At 30.3% G+C, this 22,547-nt stretch carries 18 protein-coding genes and 2 riboswitches; of the genes, 2 read left to right on the top strand and 16 right to left on the bottom strand.

Annotated elements, in window-relative coordinates:
• Positions 1–33: 33 nt before the first annotated feature.
• From QMG30_RS10165 to QMG30_RS10100, 14 genes are all read right to left on the bottom strand, one after another.
• Positions 34–1,212, bottom strand: coding sequence for an ROK family transcriptional regulator (locus QMG30_RS10165; RefSeq protein WP_281815077.1), 1,179 nt, complete (start codon positions 1,210–1,212; stop codon positions 34–36).
• Between the two features lie 273 nt (positions 1,213–1,485).
• Positions 1,486–2,796, bottom strand: coding sequence for a xylose isomerase (gene xylA, locus QMG30_RS10160; RefSeq protein ID WP_281815074.1), 1,311 nt, complete (start codon positions 2,794–2,796; stop codon positions 1,486–1,488).
• Between the two features lie 240 nt (positions 2,797–3,036).
• Positions 3,037–6,267: a hypothetical protein gene (locus QMG30_RS10155; protein WP_281815072.1), complete on the bottom strand. Its 3,231-nt coding sequence runs from the start codon at positions 6,265–6,267 to the stop codon at positions 3,037–3,039.
• Positions 6,268–6,452: 185 nt separating this feature from the next.
• Positions 6,453–7,070: a lactate utilization protein gene (locus tag QMG30_RS10150; protein ID WP_281815070.1), complete on the bottom strand. Its 618-nt coding sequence runs from the start codon at positions 7,068–7,070 to the stop codon at positions 6,453–6,455.
• A 31-nt stretch (positions 7,071–7,101) separates the two neighbouring features.
• Positions 7,102–7,755: a hypothetical protein gene (locus QMG30_RS10145; RefSeq protein ID WP_281815068.1), complete on the bottom strand. Its 654-nt coding sequence runs from the start codon at positions 7,753–7,755 to the stop codon at positions 7,102–7,104.
• Between the two features lie 17 nt (positions 7,756–7,772).
• Positions 7,773–8,339 (bottom strand): GNAT family N-acetyltransferase, encoded by a 567-nt coding sequence (locus QMG30_RS10140; protein WP_281815066.1) that lies wholly within the window; start codon positions 8,337–8,339, stop codon positions 7,773–7,775.
• Positions 8,340–8,537: 198 nt separating this feature from the next.
• On the bottom strand, positions 8,538–9,656 hold the full coding sequence (gene ald / locus QMG30_RS10135) for an alanine dehydrogenase (protein WP_281815064.1): 1,119 nt from the start codon (positions 9,654–9,656) through the stop codon (positions 8,538–8,540).
• A 105-nt stretch (positions 9,657–9,761) separates the two neighbouring features.
• The gene (locus QMG30_RS10130; RefSeq protein ID WP_281815063.1) at positions 9,762–10,223 is read right to left on the bottom strand and encodes an Lrp/AsnC family transcriptional regulator; all 462 of its coding nucleotides are present in this window, start codon (positions 10,221–10,223) and stop codon (positions 9,762–9,764) included.
• 442 nt (positions 10,224–10,665) lie between these two features.
• On the bottom strand, positions 10,666–12,069 hold the full coding sequence (gene lpdA / locus QMG30_RS10125) for a dihydrolipoyl dehydrogenase (RefSeq protein ID WP_281815062.1): 1,404 nt from the start codon (positions 12,067–12,069) through the stop codon (positions 10,666–10,668).
• A 19-nt stretch (positions 12,070–12,088) separates the two neighbouring features.
• A complete protein-coding gene (gcvPB, locus tag QMG30_RS10120; RefSeq protein WP_281815061.1) occupies positions 12,089–13,543 on the bottom strand; it encodes an aminomethyl-transferring glycine dehydrogenase subunit GcvPB in 1,455 nt (484 codons plus the stop codon).
• Positions 13,540–14,883 (bottom strand): aminomethyl-transferring glycine dehydrogenase subunit GcvPA, encoded by a 1,344-nt coding sequence (gene gcvPA / locus QMG30_RS10115; RefSeq protein WP_281815060.1) that lies wholly within the window; start codon positions 14,881–14,883, stop codon positions 13,540–13,542. The genes gcvPB and gcvPA overlap by 4 nt, the downstream gene beginning before the upstream one ends.
• A 21-nt stretch (positions 14,884–14,904) precedes the next feature.
• A complete protein-coding gene (gene gcvH / locus QMG30_RS10110; protein ID WP_281815059.1) occupies positions 14,905–15,282 on the bottom strand; it encodes a glycine cleavage system protein GcvH in 378 nt (125 codons plus the stop codon).
• A 99-nt stretch (positions 15,283–15,381) separates the two neighbouring features.
• The gene (gcvT, locus tag QMG30_RS10105) at positions 15,382–16,488 is read right to left on the bottom strand and encodes a glycine cleavage system aminomethyltransferase GcvT (protein WP_281815058.1); all 1,107 of its coding nucleotides are present in this window, start codon (positions 16,486–16,488) and stop codon (positions 15,382–15,384) included.
• A 179-nt stretch (positions 16,489–16,667) separates the two neighbouring features.
• Positions 16,668–16,751: riboswitch (glycine riboswitch) on the bottom strand.
• Positions 16,752–16,853: riboswitch (glycine riboswitch) on the bottom strand.
• A gap of 167 nt (positions 16,854–17,020) precedes the next feature.
• Entirely contained in the window at positions 17,021–19,414 is a 2,394-nt protein-coding gene (locus QMG30_RS10100) for a glycoside hydrolase family 38 N-terminal domain-containing protein (RefSeq protein ID WP_281815056.1), read from the bottom strand.
• Positions 19,415–19,617: 203 nt separating this feature from the next.
• Here QMG30_RS10100 and QMG30_RS10095 point away from each other — a divergent pair, with 203 nt between their 5' ends.
• Both QMG30_RS10095 and QMG30_RS10090 read left to right on the top strand, forming a co-directional pair.
• Positions 19,618–19,914, top strand: coding sequence for a hypothetical protein (locus QMG30_RS10095; RefSeq protein ID WP_281815055.1), 297 nt, complete (start codon positions 19,618–19,620; stop codon positions 19,912–19,914).
• Positions 19,915–19,923: 9 nt separating this feature from the next.
• Positions 19,924–21,372 (top strand): spore germination protein, encoded by a 1,449-nt coding sequence (locus tag QMG30_RS10090; protein WP_281815053.1) that lies wholly within the window; start codon positions 19,924–19,926, stop codon positions 21,370–21,372.
• A gap of 58 nt (positions 21,373–21,430) precedes the next feature.
• Here the strand turns inward: QMG30_RS10090 and QMG30_RS10085 are convergent, their stop codons facing one another.
• Both QMG30_RS10085 and QMG30_RS10080 read right to left on the bottom strand, forming a co-directional pair.
• Positions 21,431–22,171 carry a class I SAM-dependent methyltransferase gene (locus tag QMG30_RS10085; protein WP_281815051.1) on the bottom strand — a complete coding sequence of 247 codons (741 nt, stop codon included), beginning with the start codon at positions 22,169–22,171 and terminating at the stop codon, positions 21,431–21,433.
• Positions 22,172–22,181: 10 nt separating this feature from the next.
• Positions 22,182–22,547: a DUF4363 family protein gene (locus QMG30_RS10080; protein WP_281815050.1), complete on the bottom strand. Its 366-nt coding sequence runs from the start codon at positions 22,545–22,547 to the stop codon at positions 22,182–22,184.

The following is a 22,547-nucleotide window of genomic DNA, read 5'->3' as shown; positions in this document are numbered from 1 at the left end:
GATCACTCCTCTTATATTATAGAAACCTCATAATTATAATGTTGCAGCCCCAGTCCTGATTAACTGATTTATGGGCAGCAGACCAGCCCCTATAATAGATGCTCGTCCTTTCAATGATGAATATCCGATAATGGATTCGTCAATAGGATATAACACACTTTCACTATTGATATATTCCACCAATGTTTTTTCGTACAGTTCATGATATTTACTGATCTTACCTCCAATAATTATTTTCTCTGGAGATATGGTAAGTATCACATTTTCTATACCTACAGCTAAATATCTAATATATTGATTGAATACTTCACATGCTAGAGAATCTTCATTCTCGACTTTCCCTATGAACTGACTTACGGTTTTGACTTTACTTGATGATTTGTCATTGTAGTTTTTCAATAATGCTGTCTCGGAAGCATATAACTCCCAACAACCTGTACGACCACAATTACATTTTATTGCATCATCAGTTATTCTCATATGGCCGAATTCTCCAGCTCTTTTACTGGTACTCTTATATAAATGATTTTGAATAATGATTCCAGTTCCGATACCTTCTGTTATTGATATGAATACTAGATTATTATAATGAGAAGATATTCCAAGTTCTGCTTCACCTATTGCTGCATCATTAGCTTCATTTTCAATATATACTGGAAAGCCGAAAAATTTCTCATATGGCTTGAAATCAAAGTTCTTTACATTTATGTTAGGTGCTATTTCCAGAACTAAATTCTCTTCATCGACTATACCTGGCAAAGAAAAACCTATTCCTAGTATTTTATCTCTCTTGATATTATTTTTTTTGATTATAGATTCTATAATCTCTCTTGTAATACATAATATTCCTTCAAAAGATTTATTCGTTTCATATTCTGACGATTTTTCTTCTAAGATAGTTGCATTAAGGTCCATAAGGGCTATGCTAATCTTATTGGGTGATATATCAACTCCAAAGCTTAATCTAGCTTCAGGTATCATTCTTATTATAACTGGCTTTCTGCCACCTGAAGACTCTGCAACTCCGCCTTCTTCCACTATTCCTATATTAATCAATTCATTTACATTAGATATGACTGTAGGTATACTTGTTCCTAGTATTTTTGCTATATCTTTAATTGTAATCTCTTTTTTTGCTCTAATCAATTTCAGTATTCTTGCTCTATTAGTTTCTTTTATAATCTGTTGATTTACTGTATTAAGTAATAACATCTAACCACCATCTTTTTTTCTTTTTCTCTTTGTCTTATATAAGAATTATATCATAATTACTAAATTATAAGATAGCAATTATTTATTACTTATTCAACTTTCCCACTTCAATATTCTATGCAGTTAAGCTCATTAAAAGGCTTTTCAGAATAAAAATATAGGTATTTCTTCTATCTTTTTATTTTGCAAACCAAACCTATAACCCTTTATTTATCTGTATTAAATTAAAAGTGGGAAAGCCTAGTTACTTATTCTATAGGAAGGCATATCATCTTATGAATTATAGATATAATCGTTAAGTATTGTTTCTAACAATTCTTGATGACCTGATTCATTAACGATCTGATCATGACCTAATGCATATTCAGATAATTCTGCAAAACCTACTTTACCATCAACAATATCTTTACCTATACCTTCTGAATAACTTCTATAACGTTTTTCAACATATTCATCTAAAGCTTTGTCTTCTACTAATTTAGCTGCTGCTCTTAGACCTTTTGCAAAGTTATCCATACCAGCTATATAACCATATAATAAATCATCTAATTCAAATGATCCTCTTCTTAACTTAGAATCAAAGTTAAGTCCTCCTGGTGCTATACCACCGTTTTTAAGAACTTCATACATTGCTAGAGTACTATCATATACATTAGTTGGGAATTGGTCAGTATCCCATCCAAGTAACATATCACCTTGATTAGCATCAATACTTCCAAGAGCATCGTTAATTCTACAAGTGTTAAGCTCATGATGGAAAGTATGTCCTGCCAGCGTTGCATGATTTGCTTCTATATTCATCTTAAAATATTTGTCTAAATCATATTTTCTCAAGAATGCAAGTACTGTTGCTGCATCAAAATCATATTGATGTTTTGTTGGCTCTTTTGGTTTTGGTTCTATTAGGAATTGACCAGTAAAACCTATTTCTTTTGCATAGTCAACAGCCATTTTGAAGAATCTTGCTAAGTTATCAAGTTCTAATCCCATATCAGTATTAAGTAATGTTTCATAACCTTCACGTCCACCCCAGAAAACATAATTCTCTGCTCCAAGACGTTTTGCCACTTCTAACATTTTCTTGACTTTTGCAGCACAGTAAGCGAATACATCAGCATTACATGAAGTAGCTGCTCCATGAACAAATCTAGGATGACTGAACATGTTAGATGTAGCCCATAATAATTTTATACCAGTTTCTTTTTGTAGTTTTTCTAGACAATCAACCATTTCGTCAAGATTATCAAAAGTATCTTGTAGAGTTTCACCTTCTGGTGCTACATCTATATCATGGAAACAATAATAATCCATTCCTAGAACTTGCATCAATTCAAAACCAGCTTTTGCTCTTTCTTTAGCAAGTTCCATTCCTTCTAGTCCATCCCAAGGTCTTACATATGTGCCAACTCCAAATGGGTCTGAACCGTTAGCTGTTAGAGTATGCCAATAACTCATCGCAAAACGAAGATGATCTTTCATTTTTTTGCCTGCAATAACTTCTTCCTTATTGTAATGTTTGAATGCCAAGGGATTCTTGGATTGTGGTCCTTCAAATTTTATACTATCTACTTTAAAATAACTCATAATTATTTCTCCTTTTCATTATAAAATGGGTTTAAAAAGTCTTTAATCAATATTTTTGGTTCTTTCTTTTTATTGACTAGATTATAACATGACACCAAAACTTTTTCAAGTCATTTAAAAAAGTTTTTTTATTCTTCTCTTTTGTTATTATAAATATCAAAAAGAACCTATAAAACAAACACAGCTTCATCATCTATTTTATAAGTTCTTTCATAAATAGGAACAACCTTTTTACATTATTTATTCAACTTTTTCAAAACTCCTAAGATCGTTAATTTTACATTTATAGCCATAGTCATAATATGAGAAATAGATATACTCACCATCAATTTTCATGATATCATCTACTTCAAGATGTAATTGTTGTGATTTCTGTGTCTTTATATTGTATAATATATTTTTATTATCACTAACATTTCTATAAGCAAGAAATTCTCCATCTGAAATGAATATACTTGCATATTCACTATCCATTTCATGTTTTTTAACTAAAGTTTTTGTATCTTGTTTTTCAACCATTAATTTGCTGGTATCATAATCATTATTATATCTGGTACTGATGAAATATAAATCATCATTGAATGTCAGTGATTTATCAATGTACATAGCATCTTCAATTTTTAATATTTTCTTATTTGTTTTATCATAGTAACCGATAACATTATCACAATAATAATCATTTAGATGATCATTATATTCTTCAACATTTACTGTTCCAAAATATTTTCTAAATATGCAAATATCATTATTCTCAAACAATATCTTATCAAATTTTTGTTTTACATCAGTTTTTATTATATCAAAAGAAGTATTAAACATATATGCAATTTCATCATTGCTGAAGGGAAAAATCCTATCTATATCTTTATTATCAAGTATACCCATGAATATTCCCTTATCTTGGTCAACTCTATATAGTATAGAATATTTATTATAATCTATATAATAGACTTTATTGTCCACTACTAATAAATTATTGGCATAGTCTGATATTTTAGTTGATTTTTCATTTGCTTTATCAATATCACTAACGTATAAGGAACGGTCGAAATAGTTATTTATATAATACAATCTATCATCATTAACTATATATTTATAGATACAGCCCTTCACTATCTGTTTTGTTGCTCCAGTCAAGATATCATATTGTGAAATACCTGTTCCAAGGCCATTAAAATATACGTAATGATCTTGTAGTTGAACTTCCCCTATATCTCCTTCAAAAACCGATATTACATTCATAGTATTACGATTAATCACCTTTAACTTATTATCGTTACTAACATAAGCAATATAATCATCATTCTCATAATAATCCTTAAAAGTTTCTTTGATAATTAAAGCTATCTCGTTATAATGTTTTTTTGTCTCGAATCTATTTTGTTTATCTAAATATAGAGTATCTTCACCAATTTCAATATTGTCATTATATGAGTTAACTGTAACTTCTCCATCTATAATTTGTATTTCATCATAGTAATCATATCCTTCTTCATCAATTATAATCTTATCATCTATAGAATATACATGTACACGTGATGGCTGTGTTTCTTCATAATCAACAATAGTAAGATTATCTACTGCAATATATTTATCAGGATCAACTTTAAATAAGGTTTTATTTCTCCAGTCGATTGCATATAGAAATTTTTCACCATAATACCAACTCAGTACATTATTATCTTCTAACTTATTGAAATTTTGTATTGTTCTTAGTCCGTCATCACTGTATCCAATAACTATACAAGAATTTTCTATGTATACCTTATCATTACATGATATTAATGTACTAAATGTATCCAATGGAACATCCGAATCTATTATTTTTTTAGTTGAACAATCCATTTTTTTATTATTAAAGTATAAGTAACCATTTATTAACCCATGGCAATTGATAATATCTGTGCTTCTATATAATTCTTCTACTTTTTCTGTGTTTTCATGATATACCATCAACATATTCTCTTCATCAATACTAATATTCATATATACATCATTTTTCCATCTGTAAACATCATTAATATAGTCAAAACCAAATAATATTTTATTGGTCTCCATAGTTTTATAATCATATAAGTAGATGCTATTATGACATCCAAAAACAAGTCCATCATCAATTGGGAATAACTCGAATATATGAGCCTTCACTATGTTGTAATTTTCTTTCCCATCATATTTAGTAAGATAGATACCGTCATAATCCCATGTATAGTTCCATTCTTTCAAAGGTGATGATTGAAGATCTGTTACTTGGTGAAGAGAAATAGTATTTTTTTCTCCTGTATCCAGATTCAATGCAACTGTACAACCCAAACAGTATGCAATAATCCATTGTCCATTATCCATTATTGTTTTATTGTCATTCATATAGAGATTTTCTTCAAGTTTCTTCACGTCTTCTACATCACTATTTATTTTAAATTCCTCACTATTGATATTGATTATACGAAGTTCCTGATATTCACCATTATCATATAGAACTGCTACTTCATCAACTTGAGATACCCACCTTATCAAACTGGGATTTCTTTCTTCTTTCATTATATATTGATTTTTTCCATCAAATATACCAATTGCATCACAGCCATCGCTATCATCAGATATTCTCATTTTATATGCCAATAGATCTTCATTACCAGAGTATATAACTTCACATGAAAGGTCTTCAAAATAAAAAATATGGAATCCTACATATTGTTTTTCAAAAGGATGTGTTGCATATATATTTCTATTTTCAAGATCAATCTTAGTACCACCTGCATTGGCTCCTATTATTATGGATTTATCGTCTTTTGACCATTTAACATAACGAGCAGCCCTTGGAAGGCTTTCTTGCAGATTTCCATTTATATCTATCACTTCAACTTCATAATCATTGAAATATGCTATTTTTTTATCATCATGAGAAAAACATGGTTGGACAGTATCTTCTGTATCACCAACATCTTCTTTAAGTAATTTCTCATTAGAAAAATCCGTATCAGCTAAATATAGATTACGGTTCTTGTAATAGCAAAGCCTATTACCTGAATAATTGATATCTCCATACAATTTATCTTCTGGAAATACTATCTCTTCTTTTACAACATTCTTATCCGTATCAATAACAATAATTGTATCTACTAAGTTAATGATTAGATAAGAATCTTGTCTTTTCTTAAGAAAATGGCTATAAACATTAGTAAAGATATCCTTTTCACTCATGTATAGAACCGTTGTTTCTTGAGTATCCATGTCATACTTCAAACATTCTATATGACCACTTCCTGATGTATCATTCACCATAAGATAAGCATAATTATCTTCTATTATATAATCCATAAGTTTCACATCTTTGATTATAATACTTTTATCACCATCAACATTTATTTTATTAGAAAATCTTTCATCTTTGGTAGTGTTTTTTGTGAATCCAGTCAGAATCAAAAAAACAGCGATAATGGGAACTAATGCAAAAAATCTTTTTTTCATTCGTTAACTCTCCTCTTTCTTTTTTTATTACATTATATCACTTTTATAGTATATTTGAATTAAAATAGTTCTTTTTGTTCATACAATAAAAATAATACTATTACTTAAGTCTCTAATTCTCATTAAAATACAAAAGACTGTTGACAAACAATTGTATTTGTCAACAGTCTGAAAATGATCTCTGATTAAAACCCTAACTCTTTATCAATTATGAGTACTCTCAATCTATCTTTATCATGCTGTCCTTGAATAACTGTAAGGTAATTACAGATTCTTTCACTCGAAGTACAGTCCACACATTTATTCAAATAAACACATGGTGGTTTGTAACCTGCTCTTTTAGCATTTTTTACAGCAGCAATATTTTTGGCTCTATCAATTGCTTTATCTAAATTATCAGCAATCTTATTTACTCCAACAACTATAATCACTTTATCAGGTCCATACATTAAAGAAGCTACTCTATTACCACTATGGTCTATATTTACTATTTGTCCATCCATGGATACAGCATTACTGGATGATATGTACCAATCAGCAGTTAGTGCTTTCTTTTTCAATACCTTCATCTGCTCATGATTTGTGGCTGAAGATTTATCTATCATTATGTTTCCTCTATCACTTAACTTTTTCATTATCTCCATTTGTTCTAAAGTAGTTGAATGTCCTACTCCGATGGAGCAATCTTGTGGGATCAATTCAAGTATCCTATTGTTAACATCTTCTACGTTATTATAAAATTCTGCGCTTATATTTCTTTGTCTAAAATTAGCAATGATTACTTCTTTTGTTACATTGTCCATTTTACCTTCCCCCAAGCATAATTTTATAAAATCATATTAGTTCCTTTGCTCTTATATCATCAACAATTACTTCTAGTGATTCATTTATAAATGTATCCATCTCCTCTTTTTTCAAATAAGGATATTCTCTATCGAGATTATCACTAGATTGAAGATAAAAATCAGTTATGTATTTGATTCTTTTGGGAATATTATCTTTGGTATAATACTCAAGATAGTTAGGAAAATCTTTTATATTCTTGAATAAATTATTGAAGATGTTATCAGGATTATCTCGAAAATATAGATGATCCAGATCATACCAATCTTCTTTTATAGTCCATATGAATTTTTTATCATTTTCTAGTTTCATATAATTCTCATCATATGACTTTTTCTTATCTACCATCTTACCCCATTCAATATCAGTCAATAAGTGGACATAATATCCTATATAGAATGATTTTTGCTTTTTGTCATCTATTTCTTTGTTTAAATATGTATCATAGAAATCTTCAGCTACAATATTTTTATCATCATCCATCCAATGACTTATTTTCTTAGGTGGCGTAAAAGCAGTATAATCTTCATTAGGTTCACAACAATCCGGACCGATATTACCAACCAAAAAGCTTATTTCATCTAAATTGTGACTTTTTTTCAATATTTCTTCAGCTAATCTCATATGTGCACCCCATGTTGCCATAAATCTACCTCCAATCTTTATTCTTCTTTCCAGTTATCATTGTATAAGTAGCAGAACATAATATCTTTCCATACTCCATTAATTCTAATATACTTTTTTATTAAGTTGCTGCCAACAAATCCTACTTTTCTCATTACATTACCACTTTTTCCATTATCAGGGTCATAGCCACCTTCTATCCTCATGATATTGAATTCTTTTAAAATATAATCAGAACTTAATTTTAGAGCTTCTGTCATATATCCTTTACCTTGTTCGTGTTCATCTATACTGTATCCAACACAACATGAATATTCAGGTTCCCCACTAATGTATTCAAAATTAACTGTGCCTACAACTCTTTTATTATCATCTTTCTTGAAGATGAAAAATCTCTCAGCCTTACCTTCTTCTGCATGTTTTATACTTATATCATTTACTTTCTTCCATCTTTCTTTCTTAAAATACTTCTCATCGTGTTTTGGTTCAAAAGATGCTAGATATTCTTTGTTCCTTAAATGATAATCTACTACTTCCACAAGATCATCTTTTTCTGCTAGTCTTATTATTAATCTATCACTTTCTATATATGGTTTTTTATGCATGACAGCAACCTCCTTATCTACTTAATTATAACATATTATTGCTAAAATATGACATAAAAACATTCATTAATGAATTATTCCTATTATTACATTATAGATAAGTTTGAAATCGTATATTTCAACAATATAGAAACATATAATATCACTTATATAAAAACTAGCAGCTATTTTAAGGCTGCTAGTCATTATATGAATTTATTATTTTAATAAAGTTTCTGGATCGTTATACTCAACATTCAAAGCTGTTGCTACATTACTATAAGTTACTTTTCCATCATAAGTGTTAAGTCCTAACATTAATCTCTTATCTTCTAGTAAAGCTTTTTTAACACCTTTGTTAGCCAATTTTACAAGATAAGGTAATGTTACTCCAGTAAGAGCATATGTAGAAGTTCTTGGAACTGCTCCTGGCATGTTGGCTACACTATAATGCATAACTCCATATCTTTCATAGCAAGGATTGTCATGAGTTGTAATATGATCGATTGTTTCAATTGAACCACCCTGATCGATAGCAACGTCAACTATAACAGAACCTTTTTTCATTGTTTTGACCATTTCTTCTTTTACTATCTTAGGTGCTTTCGCTCCCTTAACCAATACTGCGCCAATCAATAAATCAGCTTTTTTGACCATTTCGCTTACATTGAAATCATTACAGATCAAAGTTGAAATTCTTCCGCCAAAAATATCATCCAATTGTGCTAGACGATGTGCATTAATATCAAGCACTGTAACTCTAGCTCCAAGACCTAGTGCCATCTTAGCTGCATTAGTACCTACAATTCCTCCACCAACTATAACAACTTCTGCTGGTAGAACTCCTGGTACACCACCAAGTAGAATACCTTTACCGCCATTGTATTTTTGAAGTAGATGAGCACCAACTTGAGTTGACATTCTTCCTGCAACTTCACTCATAGGAACTAATAATGGAAGAGAACCATCTGCTTCTTCAACTGTTTCATAAGCTATACCAGTAACTTTTTTTCTAAGTAATGCTTTAGTCAATGGCTCATTAGGAGCAAGATGAAGATAAGTATAAAGTGTCTGACCTTCTCTGAATAAATCATATTCACACTCAAGAGGTTCTTTTACCTTAACGATAATATCTGCTTCTTCAAATATATCAGTATTTTTTTCCTTTATAACCCCACCTGCTTCAACATACTCTTCGTCATTAATTCCACTGCCTATACCTGCTTTTGTTTCAACATATACAGTATGACCGTTCTTAACTAATGCACTAACACCTGCAGGAGTTAACCCTACTCTGTTTTCATTGTTTTTGATTTCCTTTAATACACCTATAATCATAAATTTCTCCTCCTTATAAAATAAAAATTTATATTATACAGTAAAAAGTCATAATCGGCATTTAACTTTTTACCATATTGACAATAAGATACTTAAGCTGAACTATCAAATTGCTGTCTCCATAGATGGTATTATTGAATGTGTATTTTTAACTGTTGACAGAACTACATTTGTTTTGGTTTTTTTAATACCGTCGATAGCTTTTATTTTGTTAAGCAATTGCTCTAATGTATATGTGTCTTTAGTAATAATCTTAAGAGAATAATCATATTCACCTGCTATATATAAACAATCTAATATCTCGTCAGTATTTTTAATAAAAGAAATGAAATCATCTGTATATTTTGGTCTATCAATAGCTATAAACATAATCGCTGTTAATGTCTTATTCAGATATTCCGAATTGATTATTGTCGTATATTGGTCGATTATGCCTCCTGATTCAAGTTTTTTTAATCTATCGCTAACAGCTGATATAGACAGATTAATTTTGGCACTTATATCAGATACAGTGGATCTTGCATTTTGTTGCAATAGTCTTAAAATACTAATATCAATAGAATCCATATTATCCTCTTTTCAAATAATAATGTTGGCAGTAATACTTATTACAATTTTTATAATACTATAATATATTCAGGTTTTTGAAACTCTATTAGTAATATTTAAGTTCAATTGGTATTTAAGGTAAAACTATTATTGAATATGTGTATTTCCACCTGAATTTTTGTTATTGAAATCCTCTATAATGCAAGTATATACTATGCTAAGCCGTTTTTAAATATTTTTAATTAATTTCAATAATATTTTTTGTAATTTAAATAGTAATCTTTATATTTTTATACCATTATTTTGATTAACTTATTTATATTTATATTGATAAAAAAATAACTAAGTAACATACTATTAATATGTAAACTTATTATAATACAAGTTAAAAAATACATCCGTTTATTATTATAAATTAACGGATGTATTTTGATTTATATACTAATGCGTTTTTTAATTATCACTTTATATTACGTTTTGGCATTATATGTATTCCTCTAGCATCTACATCTAGTGCGGCTTCATGAACTGCCTCTGATAAAGTAGGATGTGCATGAATTGTTTTTATAATATCTTTTACATGAAGTCTGTTTTGTATTGCTAATGTACCTTCATGTATCAAATCAGAAGCATGAGGACCGAGTATATGAACTCCTATGATTTCATCTGTATCTTTATCTGCAACTATTTTTACGAATCCTTCTTCTTCTCCAAGAGCCATAGCTTTACCATTAGCAGAAAACATGAATTTACCTGTTTCTATATTAATATTTTCTTCTTTAGCTTGCTGTTCTGTCATTCCCACACATGCTATCTCTGGAAAAACAAATATACAACTTGGTACGACTAAAGAATCAATATCATCATTAACCTGCATTATGTTTTCTACGACTTTAATTCCTTGATGTGAAGCTTCATGTGCAAGCATCAACTTACCATTTACATCACCTATAGCATATATTCCTTCTACATTAGTTTCATAATTATCATCTACGATAATGCCTTTCTTATCATAATTGATTGAAACATTCTCTAGACCTATATTATCTAAATTAGGCTTTCTACCGACTGCCACCAACACCTTGTCTGATTCAATTGATTTTTGTTTATTCTTGCTTTCATATGTTACTTGTAATCTGCTGTTACATTTTTTTATTCCAGTAACTTTTGCATTTGTCATTATATCTATATTTTTTCGTTTAGCCATAGATTTGAATCTTTTAGAGATGGCAGAATCTACACCGTTCAAAATATTAGGGAGAAATTCTATAACTGAAACCTTACATCCAAACGCATTGAAGATACTGGCAAATTCCATACCTACGACTCCGCCGCCTATAATAACTAAATCATTGGGTCTATCAGCACATTCTAAGATTTCTCTAGTTGTCAGTACTCCATCCTCATCCATTCCATCAATGGGAAGTTTTGCTGGAATAGAACCGGTTGCTATGATTATATTTTTTCCTTCGACAACTTGTTTACTGTCATCATCTAGAGTTACTTCTACTTTATTTGTATCTTTTATAATAGCTGTTCCCTTAATAATTTCTACGTCATTATCTTGTAGGAGCTTCTCAACACCATTAACCAATTTGCCAACGACTTCATCTTTTCTTTTTAATATATTGCTATAATTGATATTATAACCTTCTATATCTATACCAAATTCTTGTCCTCTTCCTAACAAATTTATTATCTCAGCACTTCTATATAAAGTTTTAGTAGGTATACAGCCCCTATTAAGGCAAGTTCCTCCGAAACTGTCTTTTTCAATAAGTGTGACATAAGCACCCAACTGAGCTGCTCTTATTGCTGCAACATAACCTCCAGGTCCTCCCCCTATTATAATAATGTCTTTCATTCATGCGCCTCCTCTATAGCTATTTTTTGTAACATAATACTGGTTTTCTAGCTGCTGTTACTTCATCAAGCCTTCTAACTGGAGTACTAAGAGGTGCTTCTTTCATATCTTCTCCAATAGTAATAGATTCATCTTTAATTTTTTTGAGAGCTTCTATAAAACCATCAATAGTTTCTTTACTTTCTGTTTCAGTTGGTTCTATCATTAGAGCATTTTCAATTATTAATGGAAAGTATATTGTAGGTGGATGATATCCATAATCCATAAGTCTCTTGGCAACATCTAATGTTGTAACATGTGCATCATTATCAGGAAGTCCTCCTAATACAAATTCATGTTTACAAATTTCATCCACAGGAAGTATATAATCTTCTTTCAAACATTCTTTCATATAATTAGCATTAAGTACTGCTAATTGACTAGCTTTTCTCAAACCTTCAGCACCCATGGTCAATATATAACTATATGCCTTAACTAGAACACCAAAATTACCATAGAAATTCTTAACCGATCCTAATGAAGTCTTAGAATCACGAATAAGTGTATACTTATCATCTATTCTATCAACTATTGGTAAAGGTAAAAATGGAACTAGATTATCAACAACACCAACTGGTCCACTTCCTGGACCTCCACCACCATGAGGTGCTGAAAATGTTTTATGTAAATTAAGGTGAACAATATCAAACCCCATATCTCCAGGCCTTGTTATTCCCATATTTGCATTCATATTAGCACCGTCATAATATAACAATCCACCTACTTCATGAACTAGTTTCGCAATAGTTACGATATCTTTTTCAAATAATCCCAATGTGTTAGGATTAGTAAGCATAAGTCCTGCTACATCTTCATCAAGAACTTCTTTTAGAGCCTCTACATCCACTATTCCCTTTTCTGTGGACTTGATTTCTATTGGAGTGAAACCAGCCATATTACTACTCGCTGGGTTAGTTCCATGAGCGGAATCAGGTATTATAATTTTATTTTTATTATAGTTACCATTATGTTGATGGTATGCTTTAACTATCATAAGTCCTGTCAATTCTCCCTGTGCACCAGCAGCAGGTTGTAATGATACTTTTGCCATACCAGTAATTTCTTGAAGACTTTCTTGCAAGTTATACATTAACTCTAATGCTCCTTGAACAGTACATTCAGGTTGCAAAGGGTGAACAGACGTAAAACCATCAAGTGATGCCATATCTTCATTGATCTTGGGATTATACTTCATAGTACACGAACCAAGAGGATAGAATCCAGTATCAACTCCAAAATTTTTTTTGGATAATAATGTAAAATGACGTACAACATCTACTTCACTTACTTCTGGCAAATCAGCATCTTCTGCTCTTAGACAATCTATATCTAGAATTTCATCTATAGGTTTCATTGGAACATCACATTCTGGAAGGCTGTAACTTCTTCTACCAACTTTTGATACTTCAAATATTAATTTATCATACTCATTCATTCTATCCCCTCCATTATGCTTACTAGATTATCGATTTCCCCTTTTGTTCTTTTTTCTGTTACACAGACTAATATATCATCTTTGTATTTATCATAATCCTTACCGATTTCATATCCACCTAAAATATTTTTATGTAAAAGTTCTTCATTAACCTTTTCTGGCTCTATACTGCTTTTCACTACAAATTCCATGAAAAATGGTTTATTGAATCTAAGTTCATATTTATTGGTTTTACATAATGAATCAGCTGCATAATGAGCTTTTTGAAGGCATTGATTAGCTACTTCTTTCAATCCTTCTTTTCCTAGTGCACTAAGATAAATTGCTGCTGTTAGTGCATTCAAACCTTGATTCGATGTAATATTGGAAGTTGCTTTGTCACGTCTAATATGCTGTTCTCTAGCTTGAAGGGTTAATACGAATCCTCTTTTTCCATCTACATCTTCAGTTTCTCCTACTATTCTTCCAGGAAGTTTTCTCATTAATTTCTTAGTACACGAAATAAATCCTAGATAAGGTCCTCCAAAGTTCAATGGATTTCCTAGGCTCTGACCTTCACCCACTACTATATCAGCACCATATTCACCTGGACTTTTTAGAACAGCTAGTGATATGGGTTCAGCATTTACCATTAATAATCCTTTCGATTCATGTGTAATCTTTTCTACTTTACTTACATCTTCTATTATTCCAAAAAAGTTGGGATTTTGAATAATTACACATGCCACTTCTTTGTTCATTTTTTCCCTTAAATCATCTACATCTGTAACCCCATCTTTTTCTTCAATTTCAATAAGTTCTATTCCTTTGTATTTTGTATAAGTCTCAAGTACTTTTCTTGTTCCTGGACTTACAGTTCTAGATACAGCTACTTTATTTCGCCTAGTGCTTGCACAAGCCATAAATGCTCCTTCTGCTGTAGCGGTAGAACCATCGTATAACGAAGCATTAGAAACATCCATACCTGTCAATTCACATATCATACTTTGATATTCGAATATAGCTTGTAATGTACCTTGACTAATTTCAGCCTGATATGGTGTATAAGATGTATAGAATTCAGAACGAGATGTTATATGCTTGATAATTGATGGAATATAATGATCGTATGCACCCGCTCCAAGGAAACAAACTAATTCATCAGTACTTTTATTTTTCTTAGCGATATTATTCATATACTTACTTACTTCTAATTCACTCATTGGATTATTGATCTTGAGTAATTCTTTTAATCTAATGTCTTCTGGAATGTCACTAAACAGATCATCTATACTACGAAGCCCTATAACATCTAACATATTGTTAATATCTTCATCTGTGTGTGGTAAATATGGAAACATTCGGTGTACCCCCTTAATTGATTACTTATCGCAAAAGCTACTGTATTCTTTTGAATTCATAAGATTATTTATCTCTGTTTTATCACTTAATTTAATTTTACAAATATAATTAGTATATGGATCTTCATTTATCAATTCTGGTTCGTCTTCTAGATCTTCATTCACCTCAAGCACACTTCCACTTGCAGGCATATAGATATCCGAAGCTGCTTTTACAGATTCAACTACACTAAATGCATCTTCTTGGTTGAATTCATCATCAACTTCTGGTAGTTCAACATAAACTATCTGACCCATAGCATGTTGAGCATAATCAGTTACACCTATTAGAGCTGTATCATCTTCAACCTTAACCCATTCATGATTTTTTGTGTAAAAGTATTCCTCCATTATTTTCATTGTAATTCCTCCTATAATTTATTATTTTCAAATAATATGATAATTTTTCAACCTGTGTTTAAAGGCATATTTATTAGTAATAAACCAAGTTATTTAACCTTATTTTGAATAATTCTTTTTATAGAATTTCTTGCTCACTACTTTTGCTGAAACTTGTTTTTTTCTGATCTGTACTTTAATTTCTGTTCCCATTTTAGTGTAATCAATATCAACTATGCCAAGAGCTACAGATTTGCCAACTGATGGTGATTGATATCCTGTTGTAATAAATCCTATCTTTTCACCTTCGTTAGATAATATATCGTAACCATGTCTTGCGATACCTTTTCCAATCAACTCGATACCAATCAGTTTTCTTGATAGACCTTGTTCTTTTTGTCTAGCCAAAACTTCTTTTCCAACAAAATCAGTATCAAGCTTAACAAAATAGCCTAGAGAAGCTTCAAGAGGCGTGATATCCTTATCAATTTCATTACCATATAGTGGTAGAGCTACTTCGAATCTAAGAGTATCTCTTGATCCCAGACCAGCAGGTTTTAATCCCTCATCCTTTCCAGTCTTCATTATTACTTCCCATATATCAGCAATATTATCGAGAGAAGTATATATTTCAAAACCATCTTCTCCTGTATAACCAGTTCTTGACACAAGACATTTTTTATTATCAACCATGACATTGTCATCGAATGTAAAAAATTTAATATTGGATAGATCAGTTTCTGTCAATTTCTGAAGTATCATTTGGGCCTTTGGTCCTTGTAATGCTACTTCTGCTACATTGTCACTTATATTATTGATATCTACATCATAATTACCTTTTTGTTCTATCATCCAATTGAAATCTTGTTCTATATTACTTGCATTAATAACAAGTAAATAATCTTTACTGTTGTATTTATACACTAACAAATCATCGACAACACCGCCATCTTCATAACACATAAGTGTATACATGACACCATACTCAGAAATTACTTCTATATTGTTGGTAACTAAATTTTGTATGTACTTTTCGGCATCTTCTCCTTTAATTGCTACTTCACCCATATGACTTACATCAAACATTCCTGCATTAGTTCTAACAGCTTTATGTTCATCTAGAATGTTCTCATAATATAATGGAAGTTCAAAACCAGCAAAATCTACCATATTGCCATTATATTTCTTATGAATATCATATAAGGCTGTTCTTTTAATTTGTTCCATGTGTAAACCTCCCTTTTTTAATCAAAGCTATATTAGTATATAGACACATAATAATAAGTCTAGGAAATCATGTCTCTAATATCCAATTTATTATTTAACACAATTCCCTAGACTGGAAGGAAAGCAAGAAACAACTTTCCTTATATAATAAAAGGATAAGAAAGCACTTTAATATTATGCCGTCTTATCCTGTATATTTACCTGAGAGATTCTATCATAATAGATATTGCTCCTTCGGTGCTATAAAAGCTTTCCAGAATTCCTATCCAATTACGATCCTTTTGCCTGAAAGATTCTATAGAAATATGGCTAATTTCTATGTTGCTTCTTCGGCGCCTCATAATGGCCTCTCTCGTAATTTTCATATAGGACCAGATATTCAATTATACTATGTTAATATATACTAATATACATAATAATGGGTTAAATTGCTACTCATTATTTTATAGTTTCATATTAATGTATTATCTAAAATATTTCAAGTGTTTTTGCTAAATATATTTAGAAATATTAATAAAAACATATTAACCATTTAATCATTAATCATAAAAGTGATTATTCCATAACTTTCATCTTTCATTCTATTAAAGCTTTCTTGAGAATTACTTGTTTCAATAAGATAAAGAGTGTAACAATATTCTGTTATCCCTGATAAGTCCATTTTAAAATTTGTCTCCCATGTATTATTCATAATCCATGAGTACACATCTCTTTTATTGTTCTCTTCCTTATTATCACAAAGAACTATTGGATGATGTTTTAATTCTCCCATATAGATAAGAGGTGTGTCTTTAGTTTGAATCAAAATAATATTATCTTCAGATTCATATATTAATCCATTATCTACAAGATAATATTCCATACATGTACCTGGTATCTGATCAATACCCGGTCTCATAATAGCATCACTCTTATCAATATACATTGTGGCATTATGATTATTTAATGTTAGTGGAAGGTAAATACTTTCAATATCAGTAGATAATGTTTTAGCTATTTTATATTTAAAGTCTAATTTAGGTAATGTATTATATAGTTTAATAACCACTGAACTAAAATAAGTACCTTCTAATTCATAAACAAGTTCAATTGTGGTGAAAACTGCACCATTATCAATAATTTTGATATCAATTAATTTTCCAATATATTTTTCAGCATTCAATCCTCTTATGTTTCTACCTAAAAGTCTTCTATCTTCATATACATCTATTTTAACTGGCGTTTTCTCATAGATAGGAGTAAAGAATGCACTGTCTCCTTCTTTTAACATTTCTATTTGCTCAATCTTGTTATAAAAAGAAGTTACTCCTTTACCTATTTCATAAGATATCTTGAAATAATCATTTTCTATCTCATTAGGTAACTTATAGCTTACTGTGTCATAATCATTAACGATATCTTTTACTCTTTCTGCTCCAACATACGCTACTCTTGTATTGACTACTTCTTTTTTCTGAAGTACTTCTTCATAGCTATAGATTTTTACTTCATTAGCTTCAAAATTATCTACAAAACTGATTAAAACACCTCTTGGATGTGAAGATATCTGAGCTTCCATTTCCTGACTGGTTGATTCACAGATAACTTTTACTCCTTCATATTTCCATACTTCTATGTAGAATTCTACAACACTTCTACATTTTCTATTGGATGGATTAATTGCTTTAACCTTACCGTTCAAATCATAATAACGAAGTTTATCACCTTTTTTATGCATAATCTGATTAAGATTTTTGGCTGAAGCTTCATGGGCTTTAGATGCATAACTTATATTTCTGATGTCTAAATTCTGAACCATAGTATCATAAGGATTAGTAATTGTAGAAGAATGTCCCCAAGTATGTTCAGCATACAGTAACATATTATCTTCTGCTTCTCTTACTAATTCTTCTTTACATAACTCACCATTTTCATCTAATCTATCGCATAAATGATACATCCTCTGAGCTTCTTTATAATGTTTTACTGCATAGGGAGTACTACCTACTCCATTTGCCCACCAATCCGTTAAATCTCCAGTATATACTGGTGCATCTTTTACTTGGTCTTTAATTTTATTATAGAATTCTTGAACAGTTACCATTTCTAATCTGATCTCATCACCGTACACTTCATTAAAAGCCTTGATTGTTCTAATGATATCCGTATTTGGTGGTGCATTATCACTAAATACCCCCGACACACATGTAGGAATGAAATCATACTCATACCCATTTCCAGAACATTGATCCAGATAATTATCTATATTCAGTTTAAGAGTATCAATATGATTTTCAAGCTGTTTATTGCCAAAATAATTTTCTGTCATGAAATTAATGTTTTTGTTATAGATTATACCTAATGCATTACCTAGGTTATAGTGCTCACCACTAAATACCAATAATCTTTTACCTTCTTTATTTTCCCAATAATACGGTTTTTGATTTTGATAAAGAGGATACATTCCATGATGTGTATGAATATTAGTAAATAAAAATTCAATATTATTATCTAGCAATACATCAAATGTTCCTAGTGAAATTCCATTCACATCTGCATTCATAGCTACTTGAACATTTATACCCTGTTCTTTAAAATTATCAACCATCTCTTTAGTTCTTTTATTAAGTACTTTCTTATCAACTAAATCATTAAAGTTAAGATACGTAGCGGATAATCCAATATTATTAGATTTTATTAAATCATAAAAATCTTTTTTTTCTTGTTCCGTAGCTTCTTCTAAAAATCTTTCTACACAATAATATGTTTCACAATTCCATTTGAAATCCTTATCAATTGTTCCGTTTTTATAGCCTTCTTTAATAGTTTTTATTGCGGTTCTAATATAATCAACATGAGTATAAATGATTCTTTCTTGCAAATCAGTATAGCCTATATCTGTGTGTGAATGATGTATAATATACACAGTCCATTTTTTGTTTTTCATGTTATAGAATCCTCCTCAAATATGTATCATATGAAGATACAATTAATTTAATATAATATTATACTAATCTTTTAATAAATTCTTGTTTATATTTGTCCATTTTTTGTTTTATTTTGTCATCATATCATTTTTATTAAAACAACATATATAATAAAAAAATGGTAATACTTATTATATAATACTAACTTTAGGAAGTGATTAAGGTGGATCTAAATAATTCTTTACGTTGTCCCATATGTAATTGTGATAAGTTCGTAGCTAAACATCAAGCCACATACACTTATTCATACAAAATAGGCAATAACATTCTTGATAATGATAATTTATCTTTTGAATTCGATGACAGAGAAAATGGAGATTCATTCCAATATATTGAATGTGAAAATTGCAAAACCAAGTTTCCATGTGACTTCAATCTTAATAAAGACCAATTCGATTTTACAATACTTCAAAAAGCAATACGTTCTGACCATACTGATAAACCAGAATTTTTAGGATAGGAGATTAATATGGAATTAGTAAAAAACCTTTCTGAAAATATAGAGGAAATCAATAGACTTCTACCTATCAAAAAAAGTTTTGATATTATTGGGAGGAACTTAACGTTTGGCAATACAGAAGGTTATCTTATTTTTATTGACGGTTTTGCAAAAGATGATATTATGCTTTGGCTTCTTGATAATCTTCAGAACCTCCCCAAAAAAGAAACTTCAATATATAACTTGAAAGAATGGATTTCCAGCCATATCGGCTACATTGAAGTAGAGACATTTACTGATTATAACGTACTGCAGAATTCAGTTTTAGCAGGAGCTGTAGGACTTATATTAGAAGGCCAATCAGAAGGTATAATAATTGATGCCAGAACCTATCCTGCTAGAGGACCTCAAGAACCAGATCTAGAAAAAGTCACTAGAGGTTCGAGGGATGGTCTCGTCGAAACAATAATATTCAATACTGCTTTAATAAGAAGAAGAGTCAGAGATGCCAGATTGATATTTGAAATGAAGACAGTTGGTAAACGGTCCAAAACAGATGTATCTGTTGGTTATATCGCTGATCTAGTTGATAAAAATCTGCTTGATGACATTAATAAAAAAATAGATAAAATTCAAGTGGAATCGCTTATTATGGCAGAAAAATCACTGGATGAACTTTTGATTAAGAAAAAATGGTATAATCCCCTTCCTCAGATCCGTTTTACAGAAAGACCTGACGTGGTTGCAGCTCATCTACTTGAAGGACATATTGCAATAATTGTTGATACATCACCCAGCGTCATTCTACTTCCAACCACATTTTTTCATTTTACACAGCATTCTGAAGATTATTATCAGAATCCTGTAGTTGGAACTTATATAAGATGGATAAGATTTTTTGCTATATTTATTGCGACAATATTATCACCACTTTGGCTTTTATTAGCACTGAATCCCTCTTATTTACCAGAAACATTAAAATTCATAGGTCCGGAAGAAGTAGGCAACATTCCAATATTCATTCAATTTGTACTATTAGAAATTGGTCTTGACATGTTACGAATTGCATCAATCCATACTCCTAATACTCTATCCACTTCACTTGGTATAATAGGTGGTTTGATACTGAGTCAATTTGCTGTTGATGTGGGATGGTTTATACCTGAGACCATTTTGTATATGGCAGTTGTAGGTATATGTACATTCGCTTCTCCTAGTATTGAATTCGCATTTGCCATCAGACTGTTCAGGCTATTTCTATTGTTATCAACTGGATTATTCAATATTTATGGATTTGCTGCTGGATTGATAATAATCCTAACAATCATAGGAACGACGAAAACATTTAGCGGTATGCGTTACACATGGCCTCTGATACCATTTAATGGAAAAGCTCTATCTAATATATTATTCAGGAAACCCATAATTGAAATAAAAAGGAATAATGAAAAAAAGAAACATAAGGCTACTAACAAATAAAAATCTCTATTGAGCCAAGAAGAACTCTGTTTAGGAGCTATAAATATTTTATATTGTCCTAAATAGAGTTTTCCTTTAATACTCCTTCAACAATTAAAGGTAAATGATTATAAGAATATGATTCTTTATCAAAATTCTTATATACTTTAATATCTCCAAACCCTAGATCTTGTAGATAACCTATCAATTGTTCCTTAAGTAATGGATAAAGATAAATTTCATTTGATATGACTTCACCTGTCTTCTTAATGGTCAGTCTGGTTTCAAATATCAACCTTTCGTCTCTTATCTGCTCTGAATAGAATCTCTCAAATTTGATGAATTGATTTTCTATAATGGGAAGTTCTTTTATAGAATTATCTAATATATATCTGTAATTCAATATTTGTATCAACAATTTCCCTTCATCTTTCATGACGTCCCTAATACTTTTTAGTGCTTGATAAATTTCTTTTTCATTTGTTAAATGAACTAAAGTGTTTCCAAAACAAGTTACCATATCATAGCTATCGGTTTCAAATATTTTATTTATCTTCAACATATCCATGACATAGAATTTCAGATTTTTATATCTATAATTATCTATTGCATATTCAATCATCTGTGAGTTAAGGTCTATTCCAACTACTTCTATACCTTTTTCTGCAATTGCCCCATCTAAATGACCAGTCGCACAACCTATATCAAGTAATTTATATTTATCACAGTCAGCAATATTGTTGAGTACATATTTAACCATACTCTCTTTCAGCGGAAATATTTTATCATAAGACTGAGAAATACTTTCATAAAACTTCATTCATATCACACTACTTTCCTAAATTATCCCAATAATTTTTGAGTTCTTCAAATCCAATTAGAGACTCAACTTTATTTTTCCCTCGTATTGAACCGTTAAGTCTTGCAATACTTAAATCAATACCCATCAAATTATCTCTCTCCACGCTAAATTGAATCCTTTTTAGCACTTTATTCCATGCTCCTTTTAGCTCCTCAATATCATTAATACCTTTATCCCAATTATCAGTAATAATATCTTTCTCTAGATTCTGCAACATCAAGTCTACGTCATCATTATTACCAAAAGGTCTTTTAAGATACTCGCCTGAATTCATTATCAAAATAAATAACCCAAGAATTATACCAGTAAATATAATTAGTATTGCCTTTTTCAT

Origin of the sequence: Vallitalea longa, from assembly GCF_027923465.1 — a bacterium.
Taxonomy (GTDB): domain Bacteria; phylum Bacillota; class Clostridia; order Lachnospirales; family Vallitaleaceae; genus Vallitalea; species Vallitalea longa.
This window is presented reverse-complemented; position numbering and strand designations above follow the sequence as displayed.